Below are 25,624 nucleotides of genomic sequence, written 5' to 3' on the forward strand. Positions count from 1 at the left end.
TAATGGCGCAATATCCATTAACAGGATTTCACTTTTCAGTTTCATTTGATAAGCTGCCCGGCCAATTCAGCTTTCGCGAAGTGAGCGGGCTGGAGGTAGAAATGGAAATGGAATCATTTACCGAAGGTGGTCAAAACAGGTTTACATGGCAGCTTCCTAAACGCGCAAGGTATACCGACATTACATTGAAACGGGGAAAAATATCCGGCTCAGCAATTGTAAAATGGTGTAAAGATGCTATGGAAAATTTTACTTTCTTACCTGTTAATATCACAATATCCCTGCTCAATGAACAGCATGAACCCGTTCAATCATGGCATGTAATAAATGCTGTTCCGAGGAAATGGTCAATTTCAGATTTTAATGCGGAAGAAAATTCAATTGCCATTGAATCCATTACACTAACATACCAGTATTTTACGATGCTAACTACATAAATTGAATAGTATGCCAATAGAAATAAAAGAACTACTGATTAAAGCTACAATAAGCACTGACACTGCTCCATCTGCTGATACAACGTTAAGCCAGGAAGAAATAAACCGGCTGAAAAAGGAGATCACGAAAGAAGTAACAGATAAAGTACTGCGTACACTTCAGCAAAAAAATGAACGATAGTATATGCCTGCAGGACAATTAGAAAAATTATATATAGTGCCATATAAAACGGCAGACTATGCAATCACCAGCATTGCCGCGCCTCCTTTTTTTGCACTTATTAATCCTGAAACATATACCTACAGGTATAAAATTGAATTCTGTGATACACAGGCGCCCGGCACATCCGGCGTTTCACTCAAGTTCAACAAAATGCCGCCGCAGGAATTCAATTTTGATTTTTTATTTGATGGCACAGGTATTATACAGGGCGCAATTCCTTCTATTGTGCCGGTGGCAGATCAATTGGATCTTTTCAGAAACCAGGTACTATACTACAAAGGAGATATTCATCGTCCTTATTATTTAAAAATACATTGGGGCACATTATTATTTAAAGGTATCCTCACATCAATGGATATCGAATTCAAATTGTTTTCTCCCGACGGAACACCATTAAGGGCAGTTGCCAAATGCAGCTTTAAAGGATCTATTGAAGAGAACCTCCGGCTGGCAATGGAAAACAGGATGAGCCCTGATATTACACATAGCCGTATAGTTAAACAGAGTGATAAAATTTCATTGTTGACCAGGGATATGTACAAGGATCAACAGTATTATATAGATGTAGCTTCCTTTAACAAATTAGATGCTTTCAGGAAAATAAAAACGGGCACTGCTCTTTTATTTCCTCCTATAAAATAGATCAATATGCCGGATGAAATAATATCAAAAGTTTTATTACCTGTTACGGAAACAGACCTGGTGACCTACGAAGTTAAAATTGATGGCGCCCCGGTTTCCGGCGTATATGAAATAATCAGCATCAATATACAGGAAGCAGTGAACAAACTTCCTTCCGCATCTCTTGTCATAAGGGATGGTTCGGCAGATGAAGAAACATTCCGGGCAGGTGATTCCGGCACATTTGCGCCTAAGAAAGAAATCGAGATACATCTTGGCTATCATAGTAAAAATGAAATGGTTTTTAAAGGCATAATCATCGCCAATTCACACAAAGTAAACAATCACTGCTGCGAGATGAATATTGAATGCAGGGATAAGAGAGTGAAAATGACGATAACCAACAGTAACCGGATACACGAAAATACTTCTGACGATGACATCATAGATACACTAATGCAGGACAATAGTTTTCCTGTGGCAGAAAGGCAAATGGCAGGAAGCAATGCAGCAGGCTCTGCCGGTATACCGGAGGATTATTTATCGCTGGTTCAGGCTAATGTAACAGACTGGGATTTCCTGATTAGCCGCATTGATATAAACAAATCGATGTGCTTACTCCACAATGACAATATGACCATCAAACAAATTGATCTGTCAGAGCCTCCTGTTCTTTTTCTTACCCATGGAAAAGATATACTGGAACTGCAGGTTGATATGGATGCACGCTCATCTTCTTCAGGCGTTGAGATCAATGTCTGGGATTACAGCAATCAACAAGTAATAAAAGCAGAAGGTGAATATCCAACCGGCGTTGAAGCAGAAAAAAACCCGTCTCCGGACGAAGAGCAATCTTCAGATAATGGAGAAACCATTCGCCAGAGTCTTACGGATATCGCTTCAGTATTCAACAAAAAGATCATTCTGACAGCTCCATACCTGAAACAGGAAAACCTGCAGGCAATTTCAGATTCCAAAATGCTTAAGACTGCACTTACACCTGTTAAAGGGCGCGTAAAATACCTGGGTTCCGCACAGGCATTGCCCGGCAGTTTCGTGAACATTACTGGTATTGGTAATAAATTCAACGGTAAGCATTTTGTGTCCACCATTCAACATGAATATGCTGATGGCTGCTGGACAACAGAGGCAGCCCTTGGCTGGGATGAAAATTTCTTTACTGAAAATATCCGCCCTGATCATCCTGCTTCATCCACAGGGCAGTTATCTGCCATACAGGGGTTGCATGCAGGCGTAGTCACAAAAATTGAAGATCCCGATAACCAGTACCGCGTTAAAGTAAGGCTGCCATTAATTGATGCTTCAGGTGAAGGATTGTATGCAAGGATTGCCACGTTAGATGCAGGTAATAACAGGGGTACATTTTTCAGGCCTGAGATTGATGATGAAGTATTGGTAGGGTTTCTGAATGACGACCCGCATAACCCTGTTATAATCGGTATGCTGCACAGCAGTAATAAACCAGCTCCTATTGAACCTAAAGATGTCAATCACGAAAAAGGTTATGTTTCCCGCTCCGCGATGAAAATGATATTTAATGATGAGAAAAAAAGCATAACGATAGCAACGCCAGGCAACAGAACAGTAACATTAGATGATGATAGCGGATCCATTACCGTTAAAGACAATAACGGTAATAAAATTATTATGGATGCAGGCGGTATCACAATAGAATCAGCTAAAGATCTCACGTTAAAAGCAGCTAAATCAATTGCACTGTCCGCGCCGCAGGTTTCCATGAAAGCAGATGCATCAATGACTGTAGAATCAGGAGGAACAATGGCGGTAAAAGGTGGAGGAATAACAGAAGTTAAGGGCTCATTGGTAAAAATAAATTAAAAAATAAGCACATGGGTTTTGCAGCAAGAGTAACGGATATGCATATATGCCCGATGGTGAATGGAACAACCCCACATGTTGGCGGCCCTGTTATGCCGGCGGGTTGCCCCACTGTCTTAATCGGCGGGTTGCCTGCGGCAAGAATGGGTGATTTGTGTATATGTACCGGGCCTCCGGATGTTATTATTAAAGGCTCTGCAACAGTATTGATCGGCGGCGTTCCTGCTGCAAGAGCAGGCGACAGTACCGCCCATGGGGGAACAATTATAGCAGGATGTTTTACAGTTTTAATAGGCGATTAAATTATGAGCACAATACAATCATTTTTAGGCAGTGGCTGGGGCTTTCCTCCTGTTTTCAATAAGGTTGAAAAACAGGTTGGCATGTTAAGCAATGAAGCTGACGTACAAAGCAGCCTGGAGATTTTATTATCAACGCGCCCCGGAGAAAGAATAATGCGCCCGGACTATGGCTGCAATCTTGATGAATTATTATTTGAGCCCCTTACTACTACTCTGAAAACGTATATCAAAGATCTTGTATCAACGGCAATCCTGTATCATGAGCCGCGTATAGAAGTAAACAAAATTGAACTGGATGATAGTGGCACGCTTGAGGGAAGAATTATTTTATCAATAGAATATACAGTACGCTCTACAAACTCAAGATACAATTTCGTATATCCTTTTTATAAAAATGAAGGAACGGAAATTAAATAACGCAGAATGGATAATAATTTATAGCAATGCCATGTACTGAAAAAAATATATTGCAAAGGGAAGGCACAAGTAACCTTAATCGGGTTCTGCAAGCCTTATCTGCAAGCTATGCGCAGCCAGACGAACGGGATACCGCAGACCTGCTGTTGTTTGCGCAACGGTATGCCGCATATCTTAATTATTATAAGCCTGATAATACACCTGATGGCAACTGGGAGGCATTGATGAAAATGGACATCAGCGTAACCCTCGCGGTATTGATCAAAACAGATATCAGGGCGATTGCTGACTACAAAAAATTGTTATACAAAAAAATCAGTTTGGCTGAAACTGAGGCAAATGTAAAAATAGATTTCCGGTTTCTTTTTGACTGTATTTTTTCGCTGGTTAAAATTATTGATAACCAGTATAAGCTTATTCCCGGCAGCCTGGATTTCAGCACCACGTTTAAAAACGCAATCACGCTAAAAATGCAATCTGCTTTTTTAAATTTATATACACTATTTAATGATTTTAAAAGCAATGGATGGATTGACAACAGTTCTCCGGTATTAGACAGCGATGCGCCTTTTGTAGTTTTCAACGCCAATGATTTTGATATCACTGCGTTAAGTGCTGATTGGGGAACGCCGTCAGTTGATCCCATTATAACATTGCCTTCATTTCCCATTGTGAAAGATAATATTGTTCATATTATCAATCACAATATTTTCAATGCACAAATTGATATACTATGGAAGGGTATTAGTGAAATCATAACCGCAGCAGCGCAACTGTTTGAACAAACCTTAGATAATTTTCCCGCTCACACACCTCATTATGCGCTGTTCATCAGTTTTATAAAATTGTTCAGGCACGCGCAGGATCAACTCAACATCTATACCAAAAGACATCTTGATTTTTATTATAAGGATACATTGCTTTTGGCAAATAAATCTGCTGTTCCGGATGCCGCGCATATTGTATTCGGGTTGCAAAAAAATATAATTAAGCACCTTGTTCAAAAAAATACGCTATTCAAAGGAGGGAAAGACAGTACAGGAAAAGAAATAACATATGTGCTCACTGATGATATAGTAGTTAATACAGCAACTGTAAATAGCATACAATCCCAGCAAATTCACCCGGTATCCGGTAATCTTATAGCGTCGCCTGTGGCCGCATCTGAAGACGGACAGGGAAGCGATATAAAAGCAATTGATAAGAGCTGGTTTACTTTCGGAGATATCAATAAATCAAAAATTGCGCAACCTGGTTTTGCTATTGCCTCCAATCTTTTATTCCTGAAAGAAGGCGCACGGACTATTATTATAGCTGTCCGTTTGAGTGAAAAGCTTGATGGCTTAACCCCCAATCTCAAAACTCCTTTTCATTGGTTTAAAGGCAGGCTTACTGCTGAAAAAGGCTGGCATGAAATACCCGGGATCGATTTGTTTTTAGCAGGCACTTCCGGATCGGTCAATACATTTTTATTCACGCTGAGATTATCTCCTGATGATCCGCCTGTTATTCCATATACAGAAACGGTTCACAAAGAAAATTTTGCCGCCGGTCTGCCTGTAGTGCAATGTATATTGCAGCAGGATGCAGACAATAACCTGCCCTACCAGTTCATAGCCGGTAAAAAAATTCAATCCGTTACTATAAGTGTTACTGTTAATGGAGTAAAAGACCTGGCATTGTCGAACGATACAGGCACGCTTGACGCTGCAAAACCTTTTAAACCGTTCGGAGATTTTCCGGATAATGCTGCATCCTTTTATATAGGCAGCAAAGAAATATTTCAGAAAGAGCTGAACTGGATTGATTTTAATACGGAATGGGAAATTAAAAACGGGCCCGGGGAAACACAGCCCTCCTTATCAAATGCGAGATACTTAAGACAATCTAACTGGAATACCGCTTATCCTGTTTCCACGCTTAACAGGTTATCCTTTGCAGTTCCGGGCTCTTTTATTAAAGCAAAGCAGGATTTTACAGCCAATGAAATATTAAATGCGAATACTAAAGAGGGATTTTTACGATTGCAATTGCAGAGCAGCGCATATTCTTTGTCTTCACACATGACAAAAATACAGAACCAATTAAACAGTATTACACTTACGGAGAACGCTAATAAAGTAACATTTTCTACCAGCAAACCCCCTGTTCCTGCAGAAATTTTCCTGAACAATTTTTCTATAGATTATGCTGCAACCGCCACTATATCATTTACAGATAGTGACAGTGTTAACAACCATCTTTTTTACCACATAACGCCATTTGGATTTGCAGAAGTTCACCCGCGATTGATCAGTACAGATAACAATACAGAGCCGGGCGAAAAGATAACATTGCTAAAAAACACGATACACTCCGGTGAATTGTTTATAGGCCTGGATAATGCTGCGCCTAACCTGGTGATAAATGTACTATTCCAGGTTGCAGATGGCAGCTCTAATCCTTTAAAAAAACCGGAGCAGCTTAAATGGTTCTATTTATCGGGACAAAATAACTGGAAATCTTTCGACAAAAAGTTCATTATAGATTACACAAAGCATTTTACACAATCCGGTATTGTAATCATTACATTGCCCAGTGACATCAACGCCGATATCACCTTATTTAAAAAAGGATTCTTTTATATTAAGACTACAGCAGGTGCCAATTGCGATGCAGTATGCAAAATGATCATGATACAGGCGCAGGCTGCCCGTGTAACATTATTGCAGGATGAGACAAAACAAATTGAATTCAGAGAAACAAGACCGACCTCTTCTATTGCAAAGCTGGTAAACAGTGATGCTGCCATTAAAACAATCAACCAGCCTTTTGATTCTTTTGATGGCAGAATAAAAGAAACGGATGATCATTTTTATACCAGGGTCAGCGAAAGACTAAGGCATAAGCAAAGAGCTATTACCATATGGGATTATGAACATATTATTCTTGAAGCCTTTCCTCAAATATTCAAAACAAGGTGTTTAAATCATTCCGGTTTCTATTTTAAAGGAACAGCGGAAGTTTTTTGTGAAAATTATCCCGGTCACGTAACAATAATTACCATACCCGATCAAAAAAATAAAACAAATATTAATCCTTTACGCCCTTATACTCCCATAGGATTATTGCAGAATATCAATGATTATCTTATCACTATTATTACTCCTTTTGTAAAACTGCATGTAAAAAATCCGGCGTTTGAAGAAATACAGGTAGACTTCAAAGTTAAATTCTACGACAATCTTGACGAGTCATTTTATATACAATTACTGAACGATGAAATTGAAAAGTTTCTTTGTCCCTGGGCATACGATTCCCAGGCAGAAATTTCATTTGGCGGAAAAATAAGAAAATCCGCCATCCTGAATTTTATAGAGGAACGTACTTATGTGGACTATGTTACCTGTTTTAAAATGAACCAGGTGATCAGTCGTAACGGATCAGTGCATACAGAAGAAAAGAAAGATATTGAAGTAGCAGAAGGCACTACTTCACGATCACTCCTTGTATCATATTACGATGAACAAACCGGCGTAAAACATATTATTCAATCACCCGCTACCTGCGATTGCTGATGGCAGAAGAAATTACCATATCAAAAAATACAAGTCGTCCTGCATCGCAGGATTATGAGTTGCTGCGGCAGGAAGGCTTGAAACATATAGAAGACCTTGCGCACGATCTGTGGACAGATTACAACACACATGATCCCGGTATAACCATTCTTGAAGTGCTTTGCTACGCCATTACAGAATTAGGCTACCGCTGTGGTTTCGATATGAAAGATCTGCTCTCCCCCGAAACAACAGGATTACCATATAACCTGCAGGCAATATATACTGCAAAAGAAATACTAACCAATAACCCGCTCACCATTAATGATTACAGGAAACTATTGATTGATATAGATGGCATTCACAATGCATGGATGATTGCAGATGATACGCAAACAAATGCTGCGGGTAACCTGCTGCCGGTAAACGAAGTGCCTGTTTATGCCGACTTTATTAATGATAAACTCACATATACTCCTGCAGATACACCGCTTTTTATTTCCGGTTTATACAAAGTATTATTAGACCTGGAACAGGATGATAACTATGGGGATTTGAATACGGGTGATATTATGTTGCCTAATCCGGCCATCAACAATTATGAACCCGGTGCATTTATGTTAACCGCTGAACTTCCACCCTGGTTTGATGCTGATCTGGCCTTTGCGGAAAAGGCTGCAGATAAGATCACGGATCATATCAGTTCGGCAACCGTAACGGAAACAGGAGGACAATGGAAATGCGAGCTTATGCTGGATGATAGCTCTGCAACAGATTTCATTATTACAGTTGCAAAAAAACCTGCAGGCAGAACGCTCACCACCGCAGACATTAATTTAGTAATAAACAGCGCCGGTTTTTTGCATGATGTATTCAGTAGTTACATTGCCAAAATAACTAAAACCATACATATTATACATACAGCTGCTAAACGGCTGTATGAAACAAGGAATCTTTGCGAGGATTATATAAGCATTGATACTGTTGCATCGGAAGAAGTAAGCTTTTGCTTTGATGTGGATGTAAAGCCAGGAATTGATATTGAAAAAGTGCAGTCCGAAATATTTTTTCTTATTGAGCAATATCTCAACCCTTCTGTTGATTTTTATTCCCTGAAAGAACTGCTGGATAAAAAAATAGCTGTTGACAGTATATTTAACGGTCCCGTATTACAACATGGTTTTATTGATACAATTCAATTAGATCAAACTCAATTGCGTTCTGTTATTCACACATCAGATATTGTTAACCTGCTGATGGATATAGAAGGCGTACTCGCCATCAGGAATTTTGTAATGACAAAGTACGATGCAAACGGCAAAGCCGTACCTGGTGAAACAGGGCTTACGTGGTGCATGCACATAGCTCCTTTGCATAAGCCTGTGCTGGCAAAGGAAAAATCCAAAATCCTGCTATTCAAAAACCAGTTTCCATTCCTGGCACGATACGATGAAGTGCGCGACACTGTTCTGCTCCTGCATGCCCAACATGCAAAAAATAAATTAAACGGGCTTCAACAGGATATACCTGTTCCGCAGGGCAATAAAAGAGATACGCTTTCCTATTGGCCGGCACAATATGATTTTCCACAAACTTATGGTATAAGCGAAGCCGGATTACCTTCTACTGCCACAGAGGAAAGAAAAGCCGCACAAAAGCAACTTAAGGCTTACCTGATGTTTTATGAACAATTATTAGCTGATTTTTTTGCACAGCTCACCCATGCGCCGTATTTATTTTCTCTCAACGATATAACACATACTTATTATGCGCAGTTTTTAGCTGACATTAAAGATATTGATCCCGTATATGTAAAAAGCGGATCAACCATACAGTTAAAAGATGCTATTGATAATGCTGATTCAACTATTGCAATAAAGAATAAATGGCAGGATTTATATGAGCATAAATTGCTTTTCCAGGACAGGCGGAGCCGGTTTTTAGATCACCTGTTAGCAAGGTTTTCCGAATCATTTAATGAATATGCATTGATGATGTACAGGATAAACTATGAAAACCTGTCAGAGGAAAAAATTTCATTCCAGGAACTTTCCCAGGCTAAGATCTGGCTACTGAAAAATTACCCGGAGATCAGCAGCCAGAGAGGAAAAGCATTTAATTATTTTCCTTTAAAAGATGATGATACATTCACCATCGATACCACAGCCTTGTGGGATGCGCATAATATATCAGGATTAGAAAAAAAGACATGCGCAGTTGCCGGTATATCTGATGAAACCAGGCGGTTTTTGTATTGCATAAAAAATATAGAAATCATTTGCGAAGAAGTATCTGTAACCGAAAACGGAGAAGAAAAACTTAAATGCTTTCACGTATTTAAGATAACTAACCCGGAAGGAATAAGCATGTATAACAGCAACCCTTACGATACAAAAGCCAAAGCAACAGAAGCTGTGTTGCTGGTTGTAGAAGCAGGAAAAGAAAAAGATAATTACAGGTATGATGAGGCTGCAAAAAAAATAAGCCTGCTTAACGGCGATGAAGCACTAATGGAAACGAAAGAAAATACCATTGAAGCAAACCAGTCTGACGATATAATAAATTCTTTTGTGGCTGCATTTACAGCGCCATGCAACGATCCTGCAGGCTTACATCTTATTGAGCATATTTTACTGAGGCCGAGAGACAATCAATTTGCTTTAATGCAGGTATGTCTTCATAAAGGTGAATGCATTTGCGAAATTGATCCATACAGCTTCTGCGCTTCCGTGGTTTTGCCTTACTGGCCGGAGCATTTTGATAACATGACTTTCAGGGAATATTTTGAAAATAAAATACAGGAAGAAGCGCCTGCGCATATTATGCTGAAAGTATGCTGGCTGAATAATGACCTTATGCGGGAATTTGAAATCAGGTATAAAAAATGGATTGAAACACTGGCAGACTATACCAAAGACAGAAATACCGTAAATATATTCAGGGCTGCCAATGATGCCATGGTTGAAATATTAAGCCGGTTACATAGTGAATATCCCGTTGCTACGCTGCACGATTGCGATGAAAGCAAAGAAGGCAGTAACACCGTAGTGCTTGGAAAAACTGTTTTAGGAACATTTAAAAATCAGTAATTATGTCAATTATAAACACCTATCCGATATTTGAAGCAGACCAGGTGCTTACTAATGATCACCTGAATAATGTGTTCAATTACTTAGACCAGGAGGACAGGTTAACAAGGATGAAGCTTATTGGCAGTGGAATTGTGTGCGGGCTGGAGATTCTTCCCGGTTCTTCATCATCTGAAATAATAATCAGTAAAGGTTGCGCCCTTACTTCCCAGGGATTTATGTTATTGCTTTGCCAAAAAAATTATACACACTATACTTCATATACACCTCCTGTTCGTCCTAATGATCTGCAATTTATACAGCAGTGTGATGAAAAAGAAGCTAATCCTTTACCTTTTTATGATCAGCAGTATAACCAGGGCTTATTACGGCTGGTAGAAAAGGAAGCAGTGGAAAATGAAGACGGCGGGGATGTTATAGCATTATCACAGATGCCGGCTGATTTTTTAAACCGGTATGCCGTTGTGTTATTCCTGGAAGCAGAGGAACTTAGCCTGAAAAATTGTGATACCAATGATTGCAACGACAAGGGTAGCCGGATAGATTTTGATATTAAGGCATTGCTGGTAGATAAAAATATCCTTGATAAGATCATTAAAATTAATGGGGATGTAATTATAAATAACGCTGTTAATGAGCAACCCTTATTAAAGAGATATAATGTACCTGTTCAAAAAATTACTACAGCTTCCGATGTGCTGATTGCATTCAGGGATCTTGCAGATCAGCAAACGCTGGCAGATATAGCAAATGCGCTGAAGAAAAGTGTAAGCCGGTATCAATATCTTACTGGCAATGAGAATACTGCTGTTTTCGATACCGCATATGAAGCATTGCTGGCGCTGCGGGATGATATATTGAAAAACTACCCGTTATTGATACAATATTTCTATGACTATCTCGACGATATAATAAAAGCGTATTATGAATTTGTAAGGAAGGCTCAGTTTGTACATACCGAATGTTGTATGAATGAAATGAAATTCCCTTTGCATATTATGTTGGGAGAAGCTAATGGAGCAACATCGGGAAATCGTTCTGCTTACCGGCAATATTTCATTTATTCTCCATTGTTCAATGATCAGAAAAATAAACTGGGCGAAGTTCAGTTACTTTTTACAAGATTAAAACTGCTGCTCACACAATTTTCCATAGATAACATGTTTCCGTTTGAAAAACGCCAGGTCAGGATTACGCCGAGCCGTTATGGAAAAGCGCCGTTATCTGACAGATGTATTCCATATTACTATGATGTAGCTACAACTGAACAAGAGCTATATCGTTGCTGGAGCTATAAAAAAACAGGCAGTGGCGAAGAATCGCGCAACCTCAGTTATAATGCTTCGGAATACAGCAGCGCTTTCCCGGTGCTCAATCCTTTGCTTTACGATATTGAGCCATATAATTTTTTCAGAATAGAAGGGCATATCGGTAAAAATATAAATGAAGCGATTGCTGTTGTAAAGCAGGAGCAGCAGGATAAAAATCTTCCTTTTGAGGTGGTTGCGCTGAGCGCGGATTATATTGGTGCACTGGTGCGTGGGGAAGAACCGAAATGCATCATCCAGGATCTTGAATCAGATTACAGGGTTTTAATCGCTGAGTTTGTATGTAAGCTGCATGACGCATATTGCAAAGTTGGCCGCACCGAGTATAAACCACTGAGCATATTTACGGGAACGGTAACATTAGCTGCAAATGCAGTATCTGCACGTACAGCTACACTGCCTGCAGCGCTTGATACAAATCGTGTTTCAGCCATCACGCCGGAAGAAGAGGAAGAAGAAACAAAAATCTTAAAAACCAGTCTTGTACTTAATCCTGAAATAGTATCACATCCTTTTGTTTCCATATTGGTAAACGAGTTTCATGCTTCAAAAGCATACGTTAAGGGAGATACAATATCAAGGTTATGCAAGCCTGCAAAAGATACTATCGGAGCAGCATATATCAACATCATACAAAAAAATAACGGGCAGTTCAAAAACCCTGTTGCAGTGAGTACAACAATTTTGGGAACCTACCTGCGCAACGGCTTTTTTGAATTGATAGATAGTATTGAAAGTATGTTCATTCTGTTAATGAACAATGAATTGGCCGATCTCAATATTACTGCTTTCAAAACTGCTTATGAAAGATACGAGACAGCTATCGAAAATGTTTCCGTACGGCTTTTACGCATAAATATAAATCCTCAAATATTTTTAAACACCTGCATTACTGAGCAGCTTGAAGCATTAAAAAATGAATACCTGCGGAGAACAGCGCAATACAGGCTTGCAAAAAATTTCAGTTATTATTTCAGCAGGCATGGCGGCGTAGAGCATAAAGCGGGAGTTCCTAAAGGAGGTACTTTTATACTGGTTTATCACGAAGAAAGAAAAAGGCAGTTATTTGATGTACGTTCAATATTGATCAACAAAGAGCTGCGATCCATCCTGCTGCGGCAATTTCCGGGCTTGCTGCAATCAACGCAGAACGTGGATGAGCTGGAAACAAAAACGGAAGAATTGCATACTGCTATACAATTCAAAGAACCGGAGCTGTATATCCGCATGAATGATGTATTGGGCAAATATCTCGAGGAATGTAAAGACCTGCCGGAAGCCAGCAGAAACGCTTTGGAAGCCATTATTAAACTACCGCCGCAAAGAACAGCATTTACGCTTACTGATGGAATGGTTATCGCGGATTTTTATATACCATATATCTGTTGCAGCGATTGTCCGCCGATAGCCTATATCATTACACCTCCGCCCGTTCAGGAAGATCAGACACCGGTGCTGCGCATTGCAAAAGATAGTTTTTGCAATTCAGACCAAACAGCATTTGCTATAACTGCAACACCTGCCGGAGGCACAATTGAGGGTGAAGGCGTTAAGAGAGCAGCAGATGGCACTTTTGTATTTGTTCCTGCAGGATTAGCCGCCGGATCATACGTAATAAAATATACTGTTGGCCAAAAAACGGCATCAGTTACGGTGCAGGTAACGGCAACGCCTGCTGCTACATTTACAACAACCAAAAAAATCGGTGATGGTATTATACGTGTGGAAATTAAAAACGAATCCTCAGGTACAACAGATCAGTCTTCCTACAACTGGTTTTTAGATGATGAACCATTCTCTGACAAAAAAGATCCTGACCCGCTCACATTTAAACTGCAAACTTTACCACATACTTTGCGGCTCAGGGTATCCAACAGTGGCTGCCCGTCTGAATTTGAAGAAGTGATCAGCCTTGAAACAGAAACAAGGAAATTAAGCGTTTGCAGTGATGTAAAAGAACAATCGCTCGAAAGCAATATACCCGATGGCGCATCCATTACCATAATAAAAAATGATGGAGGTATAATGGATGGCAAGCTGATCATCCATCCATCTGCTATGAATATTACACAAACCACCACATTCAATGTTTCTTATACCATTAACAATAAACAAAAAGGTGTTGCCATCACTGTAATTTTTGCCAATGCTGATTTTACTATGGAGCTTACAAGCAGTGTAGGTACAAACGCACTGATCATTTCGTTGAAGCTGGTATCGCTCGATGCTACCATAAGCAAATCAGAATGGCAGCTCATACAGGGCAATAATGTAATTACTAAGCAAGAAAAGGATGTTTTGATCAGTCCGTTCGTTTTAGGCGATTTTGTTGATATCACACATGCTGTAGCAAGCGCATCGCCCCAAAATTGCGGGAAGACAAAAAATTTCAGGATAACACAGGAAATATTTAAGCTCAACCTGAATAAAGGACCATTTAAAAATGTGTAATTGAATAACATTAACCATATTATTGAGCGGCAAAGTATAGCTATAAATTTTGAAGATCCCGGTCTGCATATCGGCATACAAAACCGTATAGCAGAATTATTTTATACCCGTTTGCAGCCCCGCATGGAAAGCCTGTTTAACGAGATGGCAGATGATGATCATGTTGCTATAATAGATAAGCTGGAAATAGATTGCGGTCATTTACCCGCAAAGCGTTGGGAAGAGGAGTGGGTTGATTGCGCCATAAGAAAATTAAAAGAGCAACTAACTGTTATCTCAAAGAAAAAAATGGGAGCGGCTGATATACAGGCTGATTTTTTATATTTTTTGCAACAGGGTCAACTCCCATGGAACAGCAGGGTAAAATCTTTAAAAACTTTTGAGCAATCCATTGTATTGGATCATATTTTTTTGGAAGCGCTCAAAAATATTTTACCGGGAAATAATGTTGTTGAAAGATTAACGCGCCGGTTTTCAGCAGGGTTTATTCCAAAATTGATATATGCACTAACAGAAAACGAAATACAATATGGACCTGGAAAAGCCGGATCTTTTAATGCTGCTAACGTACAATTAATTACAGGGCAGCTAAGTGCCCGCCAACTGGAAGTGCATTTAAAAAACCTGGCGAAAGCCATTGCGCCCGGTAAAAAAAATAACAGCAAACCGGCATCTGATAAAACAGGTACACCGGTTCCTGCAAATCCATATATCGGAAATGCAGGCATTATGCTTCTTCATCCGTTTTTGCCGGCATTGTTTGAAGCGCTGCATTTAACCATACAACAGCAATGGGTAAACGAAGATGCGCAACATCGTGCGGTTTTAATTACAGCTTATATCACTTCAGGAAAAGAGGATTTACCGGAATTTGAGCTGGCGTTAAACAAATTGATATGCGGACTGGACATTTCTGATACACTTCGTCAAATACCGGACGCAATAACTATTGAAACAATATCAGCATGCGAAGAAATGATCACTACAGCTATACAACATTGGGCAGCTTTAAAAAATACAGGTATTGCCGCTTTCAGAGAAACCTTCCTGCAAAGAGAGGGTAAAATAACAAGTGTAGATAAAGGATGGCTGTTGCAGGTAGAACAGAAGGGGGTAGATGTGCTGCTGAATAGCTTACCATGGGGAATAGGGGTTATTAAATTTCCCTGGATGAACAATCTTTTTTTTACAGAATGGAATAGTTGAACGCATGCAGATGTTAATCAAATTAATATAAACTGGTATTTATGGAATTTTTAAAAAAAGGAAAGCAGGGTACCGCAGTTATTGAACTCCAGCAAATTTTGCGTGAGCTGGATTATAACATATCAGTAACCGGTGTATTTGATACTGATACCTATAAAACCGTCAGGAATTTTCAAAGTAGTCATTTGGATATACATGGCGTGCCATTGGAAGTAGACGGCAAGGTTGGCGATATTACCTGGTGGGCACTAAAAAATCCGAGAACAAAAATTGTTGGTGGTGTAATTGACTATACAGTAATGCCTCCTGCCGGTGCAGGAGGCACAAGCATTGGAAGAAGCGCTTTACAGTTTGCGATAAATGAACTGAGATCAGGTGCAGGTGAAGTAGGCGGTAACAATATGGGTCCCTCGGTAAAAAAATATTTACAACCCTCGGGTGTTCCGGAAGGCAGTTCCTGGTGTGCTGCATTTATCAGCTGGTGTTTTTTGCAGGCAGCCGGTGGCGACAGAAAAGCGATGCCTTTCAGATATACAGCCGGCGCAAGAAATATTTATAATCAATACAAGCAAAAAGGATGGTCTTTTGATGGAAACAGCGATCTGCCGCAGCCGGGAGATATCGTTGCATGGTGGCGTGTAAGCATGCCATCGGGGCTTGGTCATATAGGGATTGTTCATCACTATGCTGATGGATTTATATATACCATTGAAGGCAATAAAGCAGCGAATGTTGCAGGTTTTTCCTATGTAAAAACAAGACTTGACAAATTGCTGGGATATGGAAGAGTACAATAAACAGGCGTATGCAGCATGCAGTAAAAGAAAATAAAACAGCTATAAGCACAAAAAACGCCGGATCTTTTTTCGGGAAGGCTCCGTGCAATTCTTTTTTTGCTCCTGCTGTTGTGCAACCCAAACTTACCATTGGCCCGGTAGATGATCCATATGAACGGGAGGCGGATAGTGTAGCCGACAGGGTGATGCGAATGACAGATGCTGATGTGCAGCAAAGCAAGCCGGTAGCTGTTCAGAGAAAGTGCGCGGAATGCGAAAAGGAAGAACAGGTACAAAAAAAAGAGGATAATGATTTTATCACTTCAACGACAGGAAAAAATATTCAAAGATCACCCGGCGATAATGATACTACGGCCGGTAATGAAGAAAGCACCCCGGCAACACCATTTTTAAGAATAAGAATAACCTTGCATGATTTGTATGACAGGGAAGATAACGACATGGCAAACTATGGTGAGGCGAATATTGAGATGATCCGCAGAGGAGTAATATCCCCGGGAGATTATACAGTTCCTTATGCCGCGCTGTGGAATAATAATTACCAGCTTTCAACACGCTGGGGGCTTGGCAGAATCACAAAGAATGTATACGAAAAAGGAGATAATCTTTTAAAACCAATAAGAGGTATTGTTGGAAAAATTCCCCTTGCCGGCGGGTTTATAAGCAGTAAAATAAAATTAAGTAAGCCAGATCTTAAAGGTGGAGACTGGGACAGGTACATAGCTGATAAAACTACCTTAATGGCATTGGGCGGGGCATTGGACAGGGACAACCCGGCATATAATGCAGGCAGTGGATTTACATTCACCATCAATATTGTTGACTTTCACTTTGATGAAAACAGGTTATTCAGAAAACCTGTGAACAGTAATTATACTCCACTTTTCCAAATTAGCCGTAAATGCGCACAGTGTGAAGAAGTAGATAAAAAAGCGCAAATGAAAAGCGAAGCCGCAGGCAGCGGCGGAATAATAGCGCCTTCCATTGTTCATAATGTTATTAACCGGAATGGCCAGCCGCTTGATGCAGTTACAAGAAATTTTATGGAATCCAGGATGGGTTTTGATTTCGGAAATGTGCAAATACATAATGATTCAGAAGCGCATCAATCTTCATCCGCTATTAATGCGCTGGCATATACCAGCGGTAATCACATAGCATTTGGAACAGGGCAATATCAGCCGGATAGCATTGAAGGAAGAAAGTTACTGGCGCATGAATTAATGCATGTGGTACAGCAACAAAGCACTCAGGTGCGTCACCGTATCAACCGGTTTTCTGATACCGACCATCATATAGCAGAAGAAATAGCGCTTTCTGATTTATTTACACATGAACAACTGGAGAATATTGAAAGGGGAAATATGGGGAGAGATTATAGCCAGTTACCTCAGAAGGCTGCCTCGTTACTGGTACCGGGCACTCCTTTCGGCAATTATCACACACATGAACATTTTGATAACTTTATTTTTGACAGGGAAAAGAACAAATGGGTAAGCCATAAAGAATATGATAAAATATGGGATGAGGGTAGTAAAGACTGGGTAAAAAGAAAAGCGCCCTCTTTGGCAGGCGCTCACGCACCACGCATTACGCCAATAGCATATATTGAAAGCCAGTTGATATCTGCAGTTGAAAAAGATGTTCCCGATCCTGCTGCATTTATTCATCTTGGCAATGCTTTTCATACTATTGAAGATTTTTTTGCACACTCTAATTTTGTTGAGCTCATACATGAAGATTTTTCTTCCGGTAAGGAACTGACTACACATCCGCCCGGGGCTGTTGGCCCATCATCTGAAGATTCTATTCTTAGTAATGTTTCAGATCCTGTTAGCTCCGCTTTCTTTTTAAACCGGTTTAAAACGCTGCAACAAAGCGCAGAATCAGTATCTCATGGTATTCTGGCTAAAGATTTTCATTCTAACAAATATCATTCAATAGCAATTACCCTTGCAACATTGGTAGTGAGAACTATTGGCGGATTATTAAAACATGCTTTTACGCTCGCTACAAAAGACCTGCGCACGGAATATGTTAAAACAGGTATCATGGGATTGGTAACCGGCTATTTAAGACCTCCGGATATTAAAAATAAATGGTGGGAAAAAATGCTTGAAGAAGACGCAGGCATCACACAAAAAAGAATAAAACTATTGCAGGAAAAAACGCCTGTAACAGTCAACCAGCTTCCCGGCAGTCCTTTGCGTGCATTTGAAGCTACACGGTTTTCTTCCTGGAAAGCTATTGGATTAGGCACTTCGGTTTCTGTACCATTAAAGGATAAAACATTTTTCACCGCGGGATTTATGGTGTCACTTCCCGGCACAGGCCAGTTGCCGGATAACTCATTATTAGTTGCGCCAAAATCTGAATGGGATGCAGGGCAACCTCAGATTATTTGGGGAGCACAGGTTTCAGGTACGTTTGACCTGGCAGATTTAATAAAGAAACATTAAACCTGGTAATGAATGCTATAAAGAAACATATTATTCCCAATGATAAAGCGCCATGCAGGAACACAGCTTTCTTTCAATCCAAACTTACCATCAACCAGCCCGGCGACAAATACGAACAGGAAGCAGATACAGTGGCAGAGCAGGTTCTTCAATCAAAACAACAACCAGGAGTATCTTTCTTTCAACCAATAAATGTATCTGCACTGCAACGCAAATGCGCTCATTGCGAAGAAGAAGAAAAGGCAGTGCAGCGAAAAGAACAAAGCAATGCTTTAATAGAACCACCACAAAACGTAGAACAATATGTAGGGGGTCTAAGCAATAAAGGGGCAAGCCTGCCTACTCAGACCAAACAGTTTTTCGAATCAAGAATGGGTTATAATTTCAGTGATGTAAAAGTACATACCGATAGTTTGGCTGCTAAGTCGGCCCAAAATATTAATGCGCTGGCTTATACCACCCGTAATAATATTGTTTTTAACAGCGGGCAATACCAGCCGGATACAGACAACGGGAAAAAACTGTTAGCACACGAACTGGCGCATGTAGTGCAGCAAAAAAATAATCCGCAAACAATATTTAGACAATCCGCAGATCAAGTCCCAAAGATTGGAACAGGAGCATATGCGGCCTACAACCAATGGAATTTAGAAAAAATTGTTGAAACTACACATTGGGCAAATGATGAAAATAAAAACAGATTTATTGCAGAATATTTAGAATATTGTTACCTGCATCCAAAATTAAATGATCAATGTATGCAAGCCATTAAGGTAGATCCTGAGTATTCAGTAGATTTTCGGTTAGGAGATTGTACTAAAGAGCAGAGGTCCAGACTGCGAAAAAGAATAAGTGAAGAATGTAAATCTTCCAAAAGATCTTGTGCAGTTACTGATTCTTGTAAAGTTTTACGAGAAAAAATAAGCAGAAATACTGCATGCATTGAGGCAAGACAGGCTGAAATGAGCATTTGTTATAAAGGAGGTGATCAAATACATAAAGATGTTTTGTCCAAAGAAATTATGGCTCTAACAAATTGCATGCTTTATTTCAGGAAAAAATGTTTCCAATCAACAGATCCGTCACCAATTTTTTATCCCTATCCAGAAGGGATAAGAGTAGAAAATGAAGATGAGGATTTTATGAAAAAAATGGAAGAAATTACTGGTTTATCAGGGGCTGCTTTGATTTTATATATTATTGTATCCGAAGGTTCAAGATTATTTCCACCAAGAAATCTTGTACCAATACCATAGATCTTTAAAACACATAATTATTATCTTCTAATCTGTATGTTCAGCTTGAATACAATAAAAAATAGCACAGTGAATATCTCGAAAAAAGAAGACAGAAATCTCATTTTTTTTCAACCTAAGTTCACCATCAACCAGCCCGGCGACAAATACGAACAGGAAGCAGATACAGTGGCAGAGCAGGTAATGAGAACACCCGGAGAAAATAAACAAATGTTCTTTCAGCCACAAATCACCCCGATTAATACTATACAAAAAAAGTGTGCGCATTGTGAGGAAGAAGAAAACAAAGTACAAATGAAAAGCAATGGAGCTGTTGCTATAGAAGCACCAGCTATTGTGCATGATACTATTAAAAACACTGGTAATCCTTTAGATGCAGTCACCAAAAATTTTATGGAATCGCGATTTGGATATGATTTCTCAGATGTGCATATCCACAATGATACATTAGCTCATCAATCATCATCTGCTATTAATGCAAAAGCTTATACCAGCGGCAACCATATAGTATTCGGAGCAGAACAATATCAGCCAGGAACCAATGCCGGCAAACAATTACTGGCGCATGAGCTTACGCATGTGGTTCAGCAAAATAATATAAGCCGCCAGGTACAAAGAGTGCCCTGTTCTGGCTACTCTTTTAAAACATTAACTTATGCATCTGTTGCAAATGAGCACGACTTTGCAGCATTGGATGGTTATACGCCCTTAAAAGGCAGGGCATACGATATACTAAGTGATGGGAAAAAATATTTCTTCTGCTTTAATAATCAAAAAATTTTTGTTAAGTATATTGATACTAAGTTAGTACCCGACCTTAAAAATCAATTGGAAGCAAATTATAAGATAAAAATTGAGAAAGGAGGTAAAAACTGGAGCGATGCTGATCTTATCCTGTTGAATGAAGCATTCTCTATGCTAACTACATCAGAAACGGCTTTGATAGAAAACTACCGCTTCATCAGGGAGAAGCAATCTGCCGTAGTTGATGGGGATGTTATCTGTGGTTTGCACAGTGTTGACATTATCAAAAGAGACTATACCATACAAATAGCTGATGCCTGTATAAAAGATCCTCTGGGAAAAGAAAAAACAAAATTCGGAATAGACTATGGTGTATTCAATATTTTGCATGAAATAGGACATGCAATTGAATATGGGCGGTTAAGACTTGCCACAGAAAAATATTACGATGCAAAAAAAGCATTAGAAAAATTCCGGGAACAATTTGACAGGGCTTCCTCTGCTAATCAAAAAAGCATGACAAAACAACTCGGATCTTTAAAAACTACAATGGATAATGCTTTTGATGAATTGGACCGCGCCCTGGATAAATCTACTTTAGATCAATTCAGTAAGTTTATTAAAGGTAAAAGAGCGCTAACCGATTATTCAAAAAAGAATGCGACGGAAGCTTTTGCAGAAGCCTTTGCCATATTCAAAGCTAATCCTAAAAAATTAGAAAAAGATAACAAGAAATTATTTGATTGGTTTTTTAATGCAGGTTTTAGCTGATTGAAAAAAATATTTTGAAACGTACATATCCGCATATCATTCCACCTGTTCGGAAAGAAAATGGCAGTGGCATTTTCTTTCCGCCAAAGCTTTATATTAACCAGCCCGGCGACAAATATGAACAGGAAGCAGATGCTGTATCAACCCGGGTTATGCAAATGCCGGGAAATATCAATACAGGTTCTTTTTTTCATCCCTCATCATCTTCAATGCAGGCTATTCAAAGAAAATACCCGCATTGTGGGGAAGATAAAACACAAACAAGATCATCAACTGCAACACCTGGAGATATGATTGCACCTGCTGCCGTACACAATACGATCAACAACGCCGGTACCCCGATGGACACAACTACCAAAAACTTTATGGAGTCGCGGTTTGGATATGACTTTGGCCGGGTGCGTATTCATGATGATGCATCAGCTCATCAATCATCAGCATCAATAGATGCACTTGCATATACACACCAAAATCATATCGTATTCGGCGCAGGTCAGTACAAGCCGGAAACTGCTGCAGGCAAACAATTGCTGGCACATGAGCTGGCACATGTTACTTTACATCAGCATCCCAATTTATTAACCAGGCAAAAAAATCCTGTTACAACCGCAACACCAATGCCGGCAGGAGGTATTGCTCAAAAAGCCGGCGGATTCACCATACAGGTTGGATATATTGCTATTGTTGTTAAACCGGATGTTTATAACTCTGCGAGAGAAAAATCCAAAGAAGCACATACCTATATGGACATTACCCGATTCACTGTGCCCGATCCTGATTTTGATGTTGATCCTAAAACGAATACAGTCACGAAATTTAAACCTTACCCTGCTTTACAAATTGAGTTGACGGTGGAAACAAATTATGGTTCTGGCATAAATCCTTCCGGGCCTTCTGATTACGGGTATGGTACAAGACGCGGTGATCCAAAAACCATCAGTTTTCATGAAGGATCGCATGGCAGCGAATTCATAAGTTATATTCAGAAAGAAATTAAGAAATTCCCTCAACCGGCATTTGAAGGAAAAGCCGGCATGACAAAAGAAGAATTCAAAAAGAAAGATGATGAATATATCGCAAAGATCGGGGAGATTCAAAAGATGCTGAAGTCCGCCGCAGCTTATGCAACGCAGGTGGTTGACTGTGCCGGAAAATCCATAGACGCACATAATAAAGGCAAACGTGGTTATCAGAATGTTTGTCCCTGATATTATAATTTTCATTATTAAACAGATAAACCATATTTATTTTGCCACAAAAAATTATCCATACACTTTCCGGGGTTCTTGAAAAAGTAATTGACAGCAGGCTGCAGTTGTTTTTTAAAAAAGAAAATAATAAAGCATTTGCTTACCCTGCAATCAAATCAAGCAAAAGGGATAAGTCTGCGCTGAATACATTCATCCATGATCACAAATTAAATAACGAAGAGCTGACAATCCTGCTGCTTGCATTCATGCCGCATGTACAACCCAATTTTCTGGATTCCATTATCCAGCAATACCTTCCCAATGGTGGTGAGTTCCCGGAAATAGGCGGTGTAAAAGGAAGCAATCACCGCGGTACCATACCTACCGGTGAAACAGCTTTATTTATTATTGCAGGCAATGATATTGATAAAAGAATAAAAGCTTCGGCATATTTTTCACCTGATCATTTTTTTGCGAAAGAAAACATACTCTCGCTGGAGCAGGTAAAAGAAGGTGAGCCACGTATGAGCGGCAAGCTTATGCTGCAGCAGGAATATGTTGATCTTTTTACTACAGGTATAATAAGCAAGCCGGTATTTGGCGCCGAATTTCCTGCAAAGCTGGTTACTACCAAAATGGAATGGAAAGACCTGGTGCTGAATCCCAAAACAGCTTTGCCCATCAGTGATATTAAAATATGGCTGGAACATAACAACCGGCTGATAGATGAATGGAAAATGGACAAGCGTATAAAACCCGGATACAGGGCTTTATTTTATGGTCCTTCCGGCACAGGTAAAACGCTAACCGCTACCTTATTGGGCAAACAATTTAAAAAAGATGTATACCGCATTGATCTGTCACAGGTTGTTTCAAAATATATAGGAGAAACAGAAAAAAACCTGGAAAAAATATTTGTGAAAGCCGAACATAAAGACTGGATATTATTTTTTGATGAAGCTGATGCGCTTTTTGGCAAACGAAGTAATGTGCAGAATGCGCACGATAAATATGCCAACCAGGAAGTATCTTATTTATTACAACGGGTGGAAGATTTTCCGGGGTTGATCATCCTTGCTTCTAATTACAAAAGCAATATCGACCAGGCTTTTGTGCGCCGTTTTAACACTATCATCCAGTTTCCTATACCTGATGCGGAAGAACGTTTTAAATTGTGGGTATCTGCATTGCCGCCCGGCGCAACCCTGGCAGAGGATATCAGTCTTGAAAACATTGCAGCTAAATATGAACTGACAGGGTCTTCAATAGTAAATGTAATACACTATGTATGCCTTAAAGCAATGGCAAATGATAGCAATATTATTACTAAACCAAGTTTACTGGAAGGCATTAAGCGGGAATATGAAAAAGAAGACCGGGTATTTAAACCCTAGCGCTTGCTCAATCAGAGCATAAAACTCACACTTTTTTTAAATTGTTCTGTGCGTATCAAAAGCCTCCAGCTCATTTGCTACCGCTGTAAGAAAACTTGCACCGATAGAGCCATCAACTATACGGTGATCGTATGACATAGAAAGATACATCATATGGCGGATAGCAATACTATCTCCCTGTGCTGTTTCAACTACAACAGGACGTTTTTTTATGGCGCCGATAGCAAGAATAGCTACCTGCGGCTGGTTAATTATCGGTGTTCCCATCAGGGTTCCGAATGTGCCTACATTGGTTACTGTAAATGTTCCGCCCTGTGTATCGTCGGGCTTTAAGCGGTTATTGCGGGCTGCATTAGCCAACGCGTTTATTTTTTTGGTAAGACCCGTAAGGTTCAGGTAATCGGCCTCTTTTATAACCGGTACTATCAAATTTCCATTAGGCAATGCAGTTGCCATACCAATATTAATATCCTTCTTCACAATAATTTTATCACCATCCACACTTGCATTAACCCATGGGAATTTCTTAATACATTTTATGATCGCTTCAATAAACAGCGGCATAAAGGTTATCTTCTCACCTTCCTGTTTTTCAAAATTCGCTTTTATCTTATCTCTCCATTGCACAAGATTGGTAACGTCACATTCCGTAAAGCTGGTAACATGCGGGCTGGTTTGCTTGCTTTCCACCATGTGTTTGGCTATCAGCTTACGCATACGGTCCATCTCTATGATCTCTGCATTTCCGTCATAAGCAACAGCGGGTTTTTCGGCTTCCGGGGTCGTAGCCTGTGTTGATTGTTGCGCAGATTGGGCGGGTTGCGTTGTTGCAGAAGACTGCGTTACAACTTTAGGTTCCTGAACAGGCGTATTTACAACATCGGATTTTTTCTTTTCAACCCACTGCAGAATATCTTTCTTGGTAACCCGGCCGTCATTACCTGTGCCGGGTATATTTTCCAATTCCGCCAGGCTTATCCCTTCATTTGCAGCTATATTTAATACCAGTGGTGAGTAAAACCTTGCTCCGCCGGTTGCTTTAGGAATATCAATATGAATGGGTTGATAAGGCACTTCTTTTGTAACTAAGTCGTCTGCTTCTGTATCTTCTTTAGCAGTTTGACCGGTTTCAGCCTCGGTAGCAGGAACAACTGTTGGAAGTGTTCCGTTGGCTTCAGATTGAATTCTTGCAATAACCGTATCTACAGGCACTACATCATTCTCGTTATACAAGATCTCAACCAATGTACCTTCTACAGCAGACGGTACTTCGCTGTCCACCTTATCAGTGGCAATTTCAAGTATTGTTTCATCGATTTTTACATGGTCGCCCGGCTTCTTGTTCCATCGCAGAATGGTGGCTTCAATTATACTTTCTCCTAACTTGGGCATTACCAGGTCTACTATCGCCATAACAGATTATATTATCGTTATGTTCAAAGGTAAGTATTGGGCATCAATTGTTGAACATTACATGAGGCTGCAGTTTTACATATTATGCACAGTTTGTGAATTACTGTAATGAATTTTTGATAATATGTGT

At 39.8% G+C, this 25,624-nt stretch carries 17 protein-coding genes; 16 read left to right on the top strand and 1 reads right to left on the bottom strand.

Translation table 11 applies throughout. The annotated features are described in order from the left end of the window. The first annotated feature begins 2 nt into the window (after positions 1-2). The 16 genes from DC498_RS00630 (at position 3) to DC498_RS00700 (ending at position 24,081) form a co-directional block, all read left to right on the top strand. The gene (locus DC498_RS00630; RefSeq protein ID WP_116872187.1) at positions 3-437 is read left to right on the top strand and encodes a phage tail protein; all 435 of its coding nucleotides are present in this window, start codon (positions 3-5) and stop codon (positions 435-437) included. 10 nt (positions 438-447) lie between these two features. Next, positions 448-618, top strand: coding sequence for a DUF5908 family protein (locus DC498_RS26040; protein ID WP_165813708.1), 171 nt, complete (start codon positions 448-450; stop codon positions 616-618). A gap of 3 nt (positions 619-621) precedes the next feature. After that, positions 622-1,302: a CIS tube protein gene (locus DC498_RS00635; protein WP_116872188.1), complete on the top strand. Its 681-nt coding sequence runs from the start codon at positions 622-624 to the stop codon at positions 1,300-1,302. A gap of 6 nt (positions 1,303-1,308) precedes the next feature. After that, a complete protein-coding gene (gene vgrG / locus DC498_RS00640; protein ID WP_116872189.1) occupies positions 1,309-3,141 on the top strand; it encodes a type VI secretion system tip protein VgrG in 1,833 nt (610 codons plus the stop codon). A gap of 11 nt (positions 3,142-3,152) precedes the next feature. Next, positions 3,153-3,443, top strand: a complete 291-nt coding sequence (locus DC498_RS00645; RefSeq protein ID WP_116872190.1) for a PAAR domain-containing protein — start codon at positions 3,153-3,155, stop codon at positions 3,441-3,443. Positions 3,444-3,446: 3 nt separating this feature from the next. Next, on the top strand, positions 3,447-3,860 hold the full coding sequence (locus DC498_RS00650; RefSeq protein WP_116872191.1) for a GPW/gp25 family protein: 414 nt from the start codon (positions 3,447-3,449) through the stop codon (positions 3,858-3,860). Positions 3,861-3,886: 26 nt separating this feature from the next. Continuing rightward, a complete protein-coding gene (locus DC498_RS00655; protein ID WP_116872192.1) occupies positions 3,887-7,417 on the top strand; it encodes a hypothetical protein in 3,531 nt (1,176 codons plus the stop codon). Continuing rightward, the gene (locus DC498_RS00660) at positions 7,417-10,485 is read left to right on the top strand and encodes a hypothetical protein (RefSeq protein WP_116872193.1); all 3,069 of its coding nucleotides are present in this window, start codon (positions 7,417-7,419) and stop codon (positions 10,483-10,485) included. Before DC498_RS00655 ends, DC498_RS00660 begins: the two co-directional genes overlap by 1 nt. A 2-nt stretch (positions 10,486-10,487) precedes the next feature. After that, entirely contained in the window at positions 10,488-14,264 is a 3,777-nt protein-coding gene (locus DC498_RS00665) for an Ig-like domain-containing protein (RefSeq protein WP_116872194.1), read from the top strand. Further along, positions 14,265-15,470: a contractile injection system tape measure protein gene (locus DC498_RS00670; protein ID WP_116872195.1), complete on the top strand. Its 1,206-nt coding sequence runs from the start codon at positions 14,265-14,267 to the stop codon at positions 15,468-15,470. Positions 15,471-15,511: 41 nt separating this feature from the next. After that, positions 15,512-16,267 (top strand): CHAP domain-containing protein, encoded by a 756-nt coding sequence (locus DC498_RS00675; protein WP_116872196.1) that lies wholly within the window; start codon positions 15,512-15,514, stop codon positions 16,265-16,267. 8 nt (positions 16,268-16,275) lie between these two features. Continuing rightward, complete coding sequence (locus DC498_RS00680; protein ID WP_116872197.1) at positions 16,276-18,726, top strand: eCIS core domain-containing protein; 2,451 nt, start codon at positions 16,276-16,278, stop codon at positions 18,724-18,726. Positions 18,727-18,734: 8 nt separating this feature from the next. Next, positions 18,735-19,982 carry an eCIS core domain-containing protein gene (locus DC498_RS00685; protein ID WP_116872198.1) on the top strand — a complete coding sequence of 416 codons (1,248 nt, stop codon included), beginning with the start codon at positions 18,735-18,737 and terminating at the stop codon, positions 19,980-19,982. A gap of 69 nt (positions 19,983-20,051) precedes the next feature. Next, positions 20,052-21,497 carry an eCIS core domain-containing protein gene (locus tag DC498_RS00690; protein WP_206197490.1) on the top strand — a complete coding sequence of 482 codons (1,446 nt, stop codon included), beginning with the start codon at positions 20,052-20,054 and terminating at the stop codon, positions 21,495-21,497. 14 nt (positions 21,498-21,511) lie between these two features. Beyond that, the gene (locus DC498_RS00695) at positions 21,512-22,705 is read left to right on the top strand and encodes an eCIS core domain-containing protein (RefSeq protein ID WP_116872200.1); all 1,194 of its coding nucleotides are present in this window, start codon (positions 21,512-21,514) and stop codon (positions 22,703-22,705) included. A 41-nt stretch (positions 22,706-22,746) separates the two neighbouring features. Then, complete coding sequence (locus DC498_RS00700; protein WP_206197491.1) at positions 22,747-24,081, top strand: ATP-binding protein; 1,335 nt, start codon at positions 22,747-22,749, stop codon at positions 24,079-24,081. 36 nt (positions 24,082-24,117) lie between these two features. Here DC498_RS00700 and DC498_RS00705 read toward each other — a convergent pair whose 3' ends face one another. After that, positions 24,118-25,494, bottom strand: a complete 1,377-nt coding sequence (locus tag DC498_RS00705) for a dihydrolipoamide acetyltransferase family protein (RefSeq protein ID WP_116872202.1) — start codon at positions 25,492-25,494, stop codon at positions 24,118-24,120. Positions 25,495-25,624 lie beyond the last annotated feature (130 nt).

The organism is Terrimonas sp. (assembly GCF_003075435.1).
Classification (GTDB): Bacteria; Bacteroidota; Bacteroidia; order Chitinophagales; family Chitinophagaceae; genus Agriterribacter.

Coding starts and splice junctions, on each gene's coding strand:
- DC498_RS00630 (WP_116872187.1), top strand. CDS start 3: ATGGCGCAATATCCATTAACAGGATTTCACTTTTCAGTTTCATTTGAT.
- DC498_RS26040 (WP_165813708.1), top strand. CDS start 448: ATGCCAATAGAAATAAAAGAACTACTGATTAAAGCTACAATAAGCACT.
- DC498_RS00635 (WP_116872188.1), top strand. CDS start 622: ATGCCTGCAGGACAATTAGAAAAATTATATATAGTGCCATATAAAACG.
- vgrG (WP_116872189.1), top strand. CDS start 1,309: ATGCCGGATGAAATAATATCAAAAGTTTTATTACCTGTTACGGAAACA.
- DC498_RS00645 (WP_116872190.1), top strand. CDS start 3,153: ATGGGTTTTGCAGCAAGAGTAACGGATATGCATATATGCCCGATGGTG.
- DC498_RS00650 (WP_116872191.1), top strand. CDS start 3,447: ATGAGCACAATACAATCATTTTTAGGCAGTGGCTGGGGCTTTCCTCCT.
- DC498_RS00655 (WP_116872192.1), top strand. CDS start 3,887: ATGCCATGTACTGAAAAAAATATATTGCAAAGGGAAGGCACAAGTAAC.
- DC498_RS00660 (WP_116872193.1), top strand. CDS start 7,417: ATGGCAGAAGAAATTACCATATCAAAAAATACAAGTCGTCCTGCATCG.
- DC498_RS00665 (WP_116872194.1), top strand. CDS start 10,488: ATGTCAATTATAAACACCTATCCGATATTTGAAGCAGACCAGGTGCTT.
- DC498_RS00675 (WP_116872196.1), top strand. CDS start 15,512: ATGGAATTTTTAAAAAAAGGAAAGCAGGGTACCGCAGTTATTGAACTC.
- DC498_RS00680 (WP_116872197.1), top strand. CDS start 16,276: ATGCAGCATGCAGTAAAAGAAAATAAAACAGCTATAAGCACAAAAAAC.
- DC498_RS00685 (WP_116872198.1), top strand. CDS start 18,735: ATGAATGCTATAAAGAAACATATTATTCCCAATGATAAAGCGCCATGC.
- DC498_RS00705 (WP_116872202.1), bottom strand. CDS start 25,494: ATGGCGATAGTAGACCTGGTAATGCCCAAGTTAGGAGAAAGTATAATT.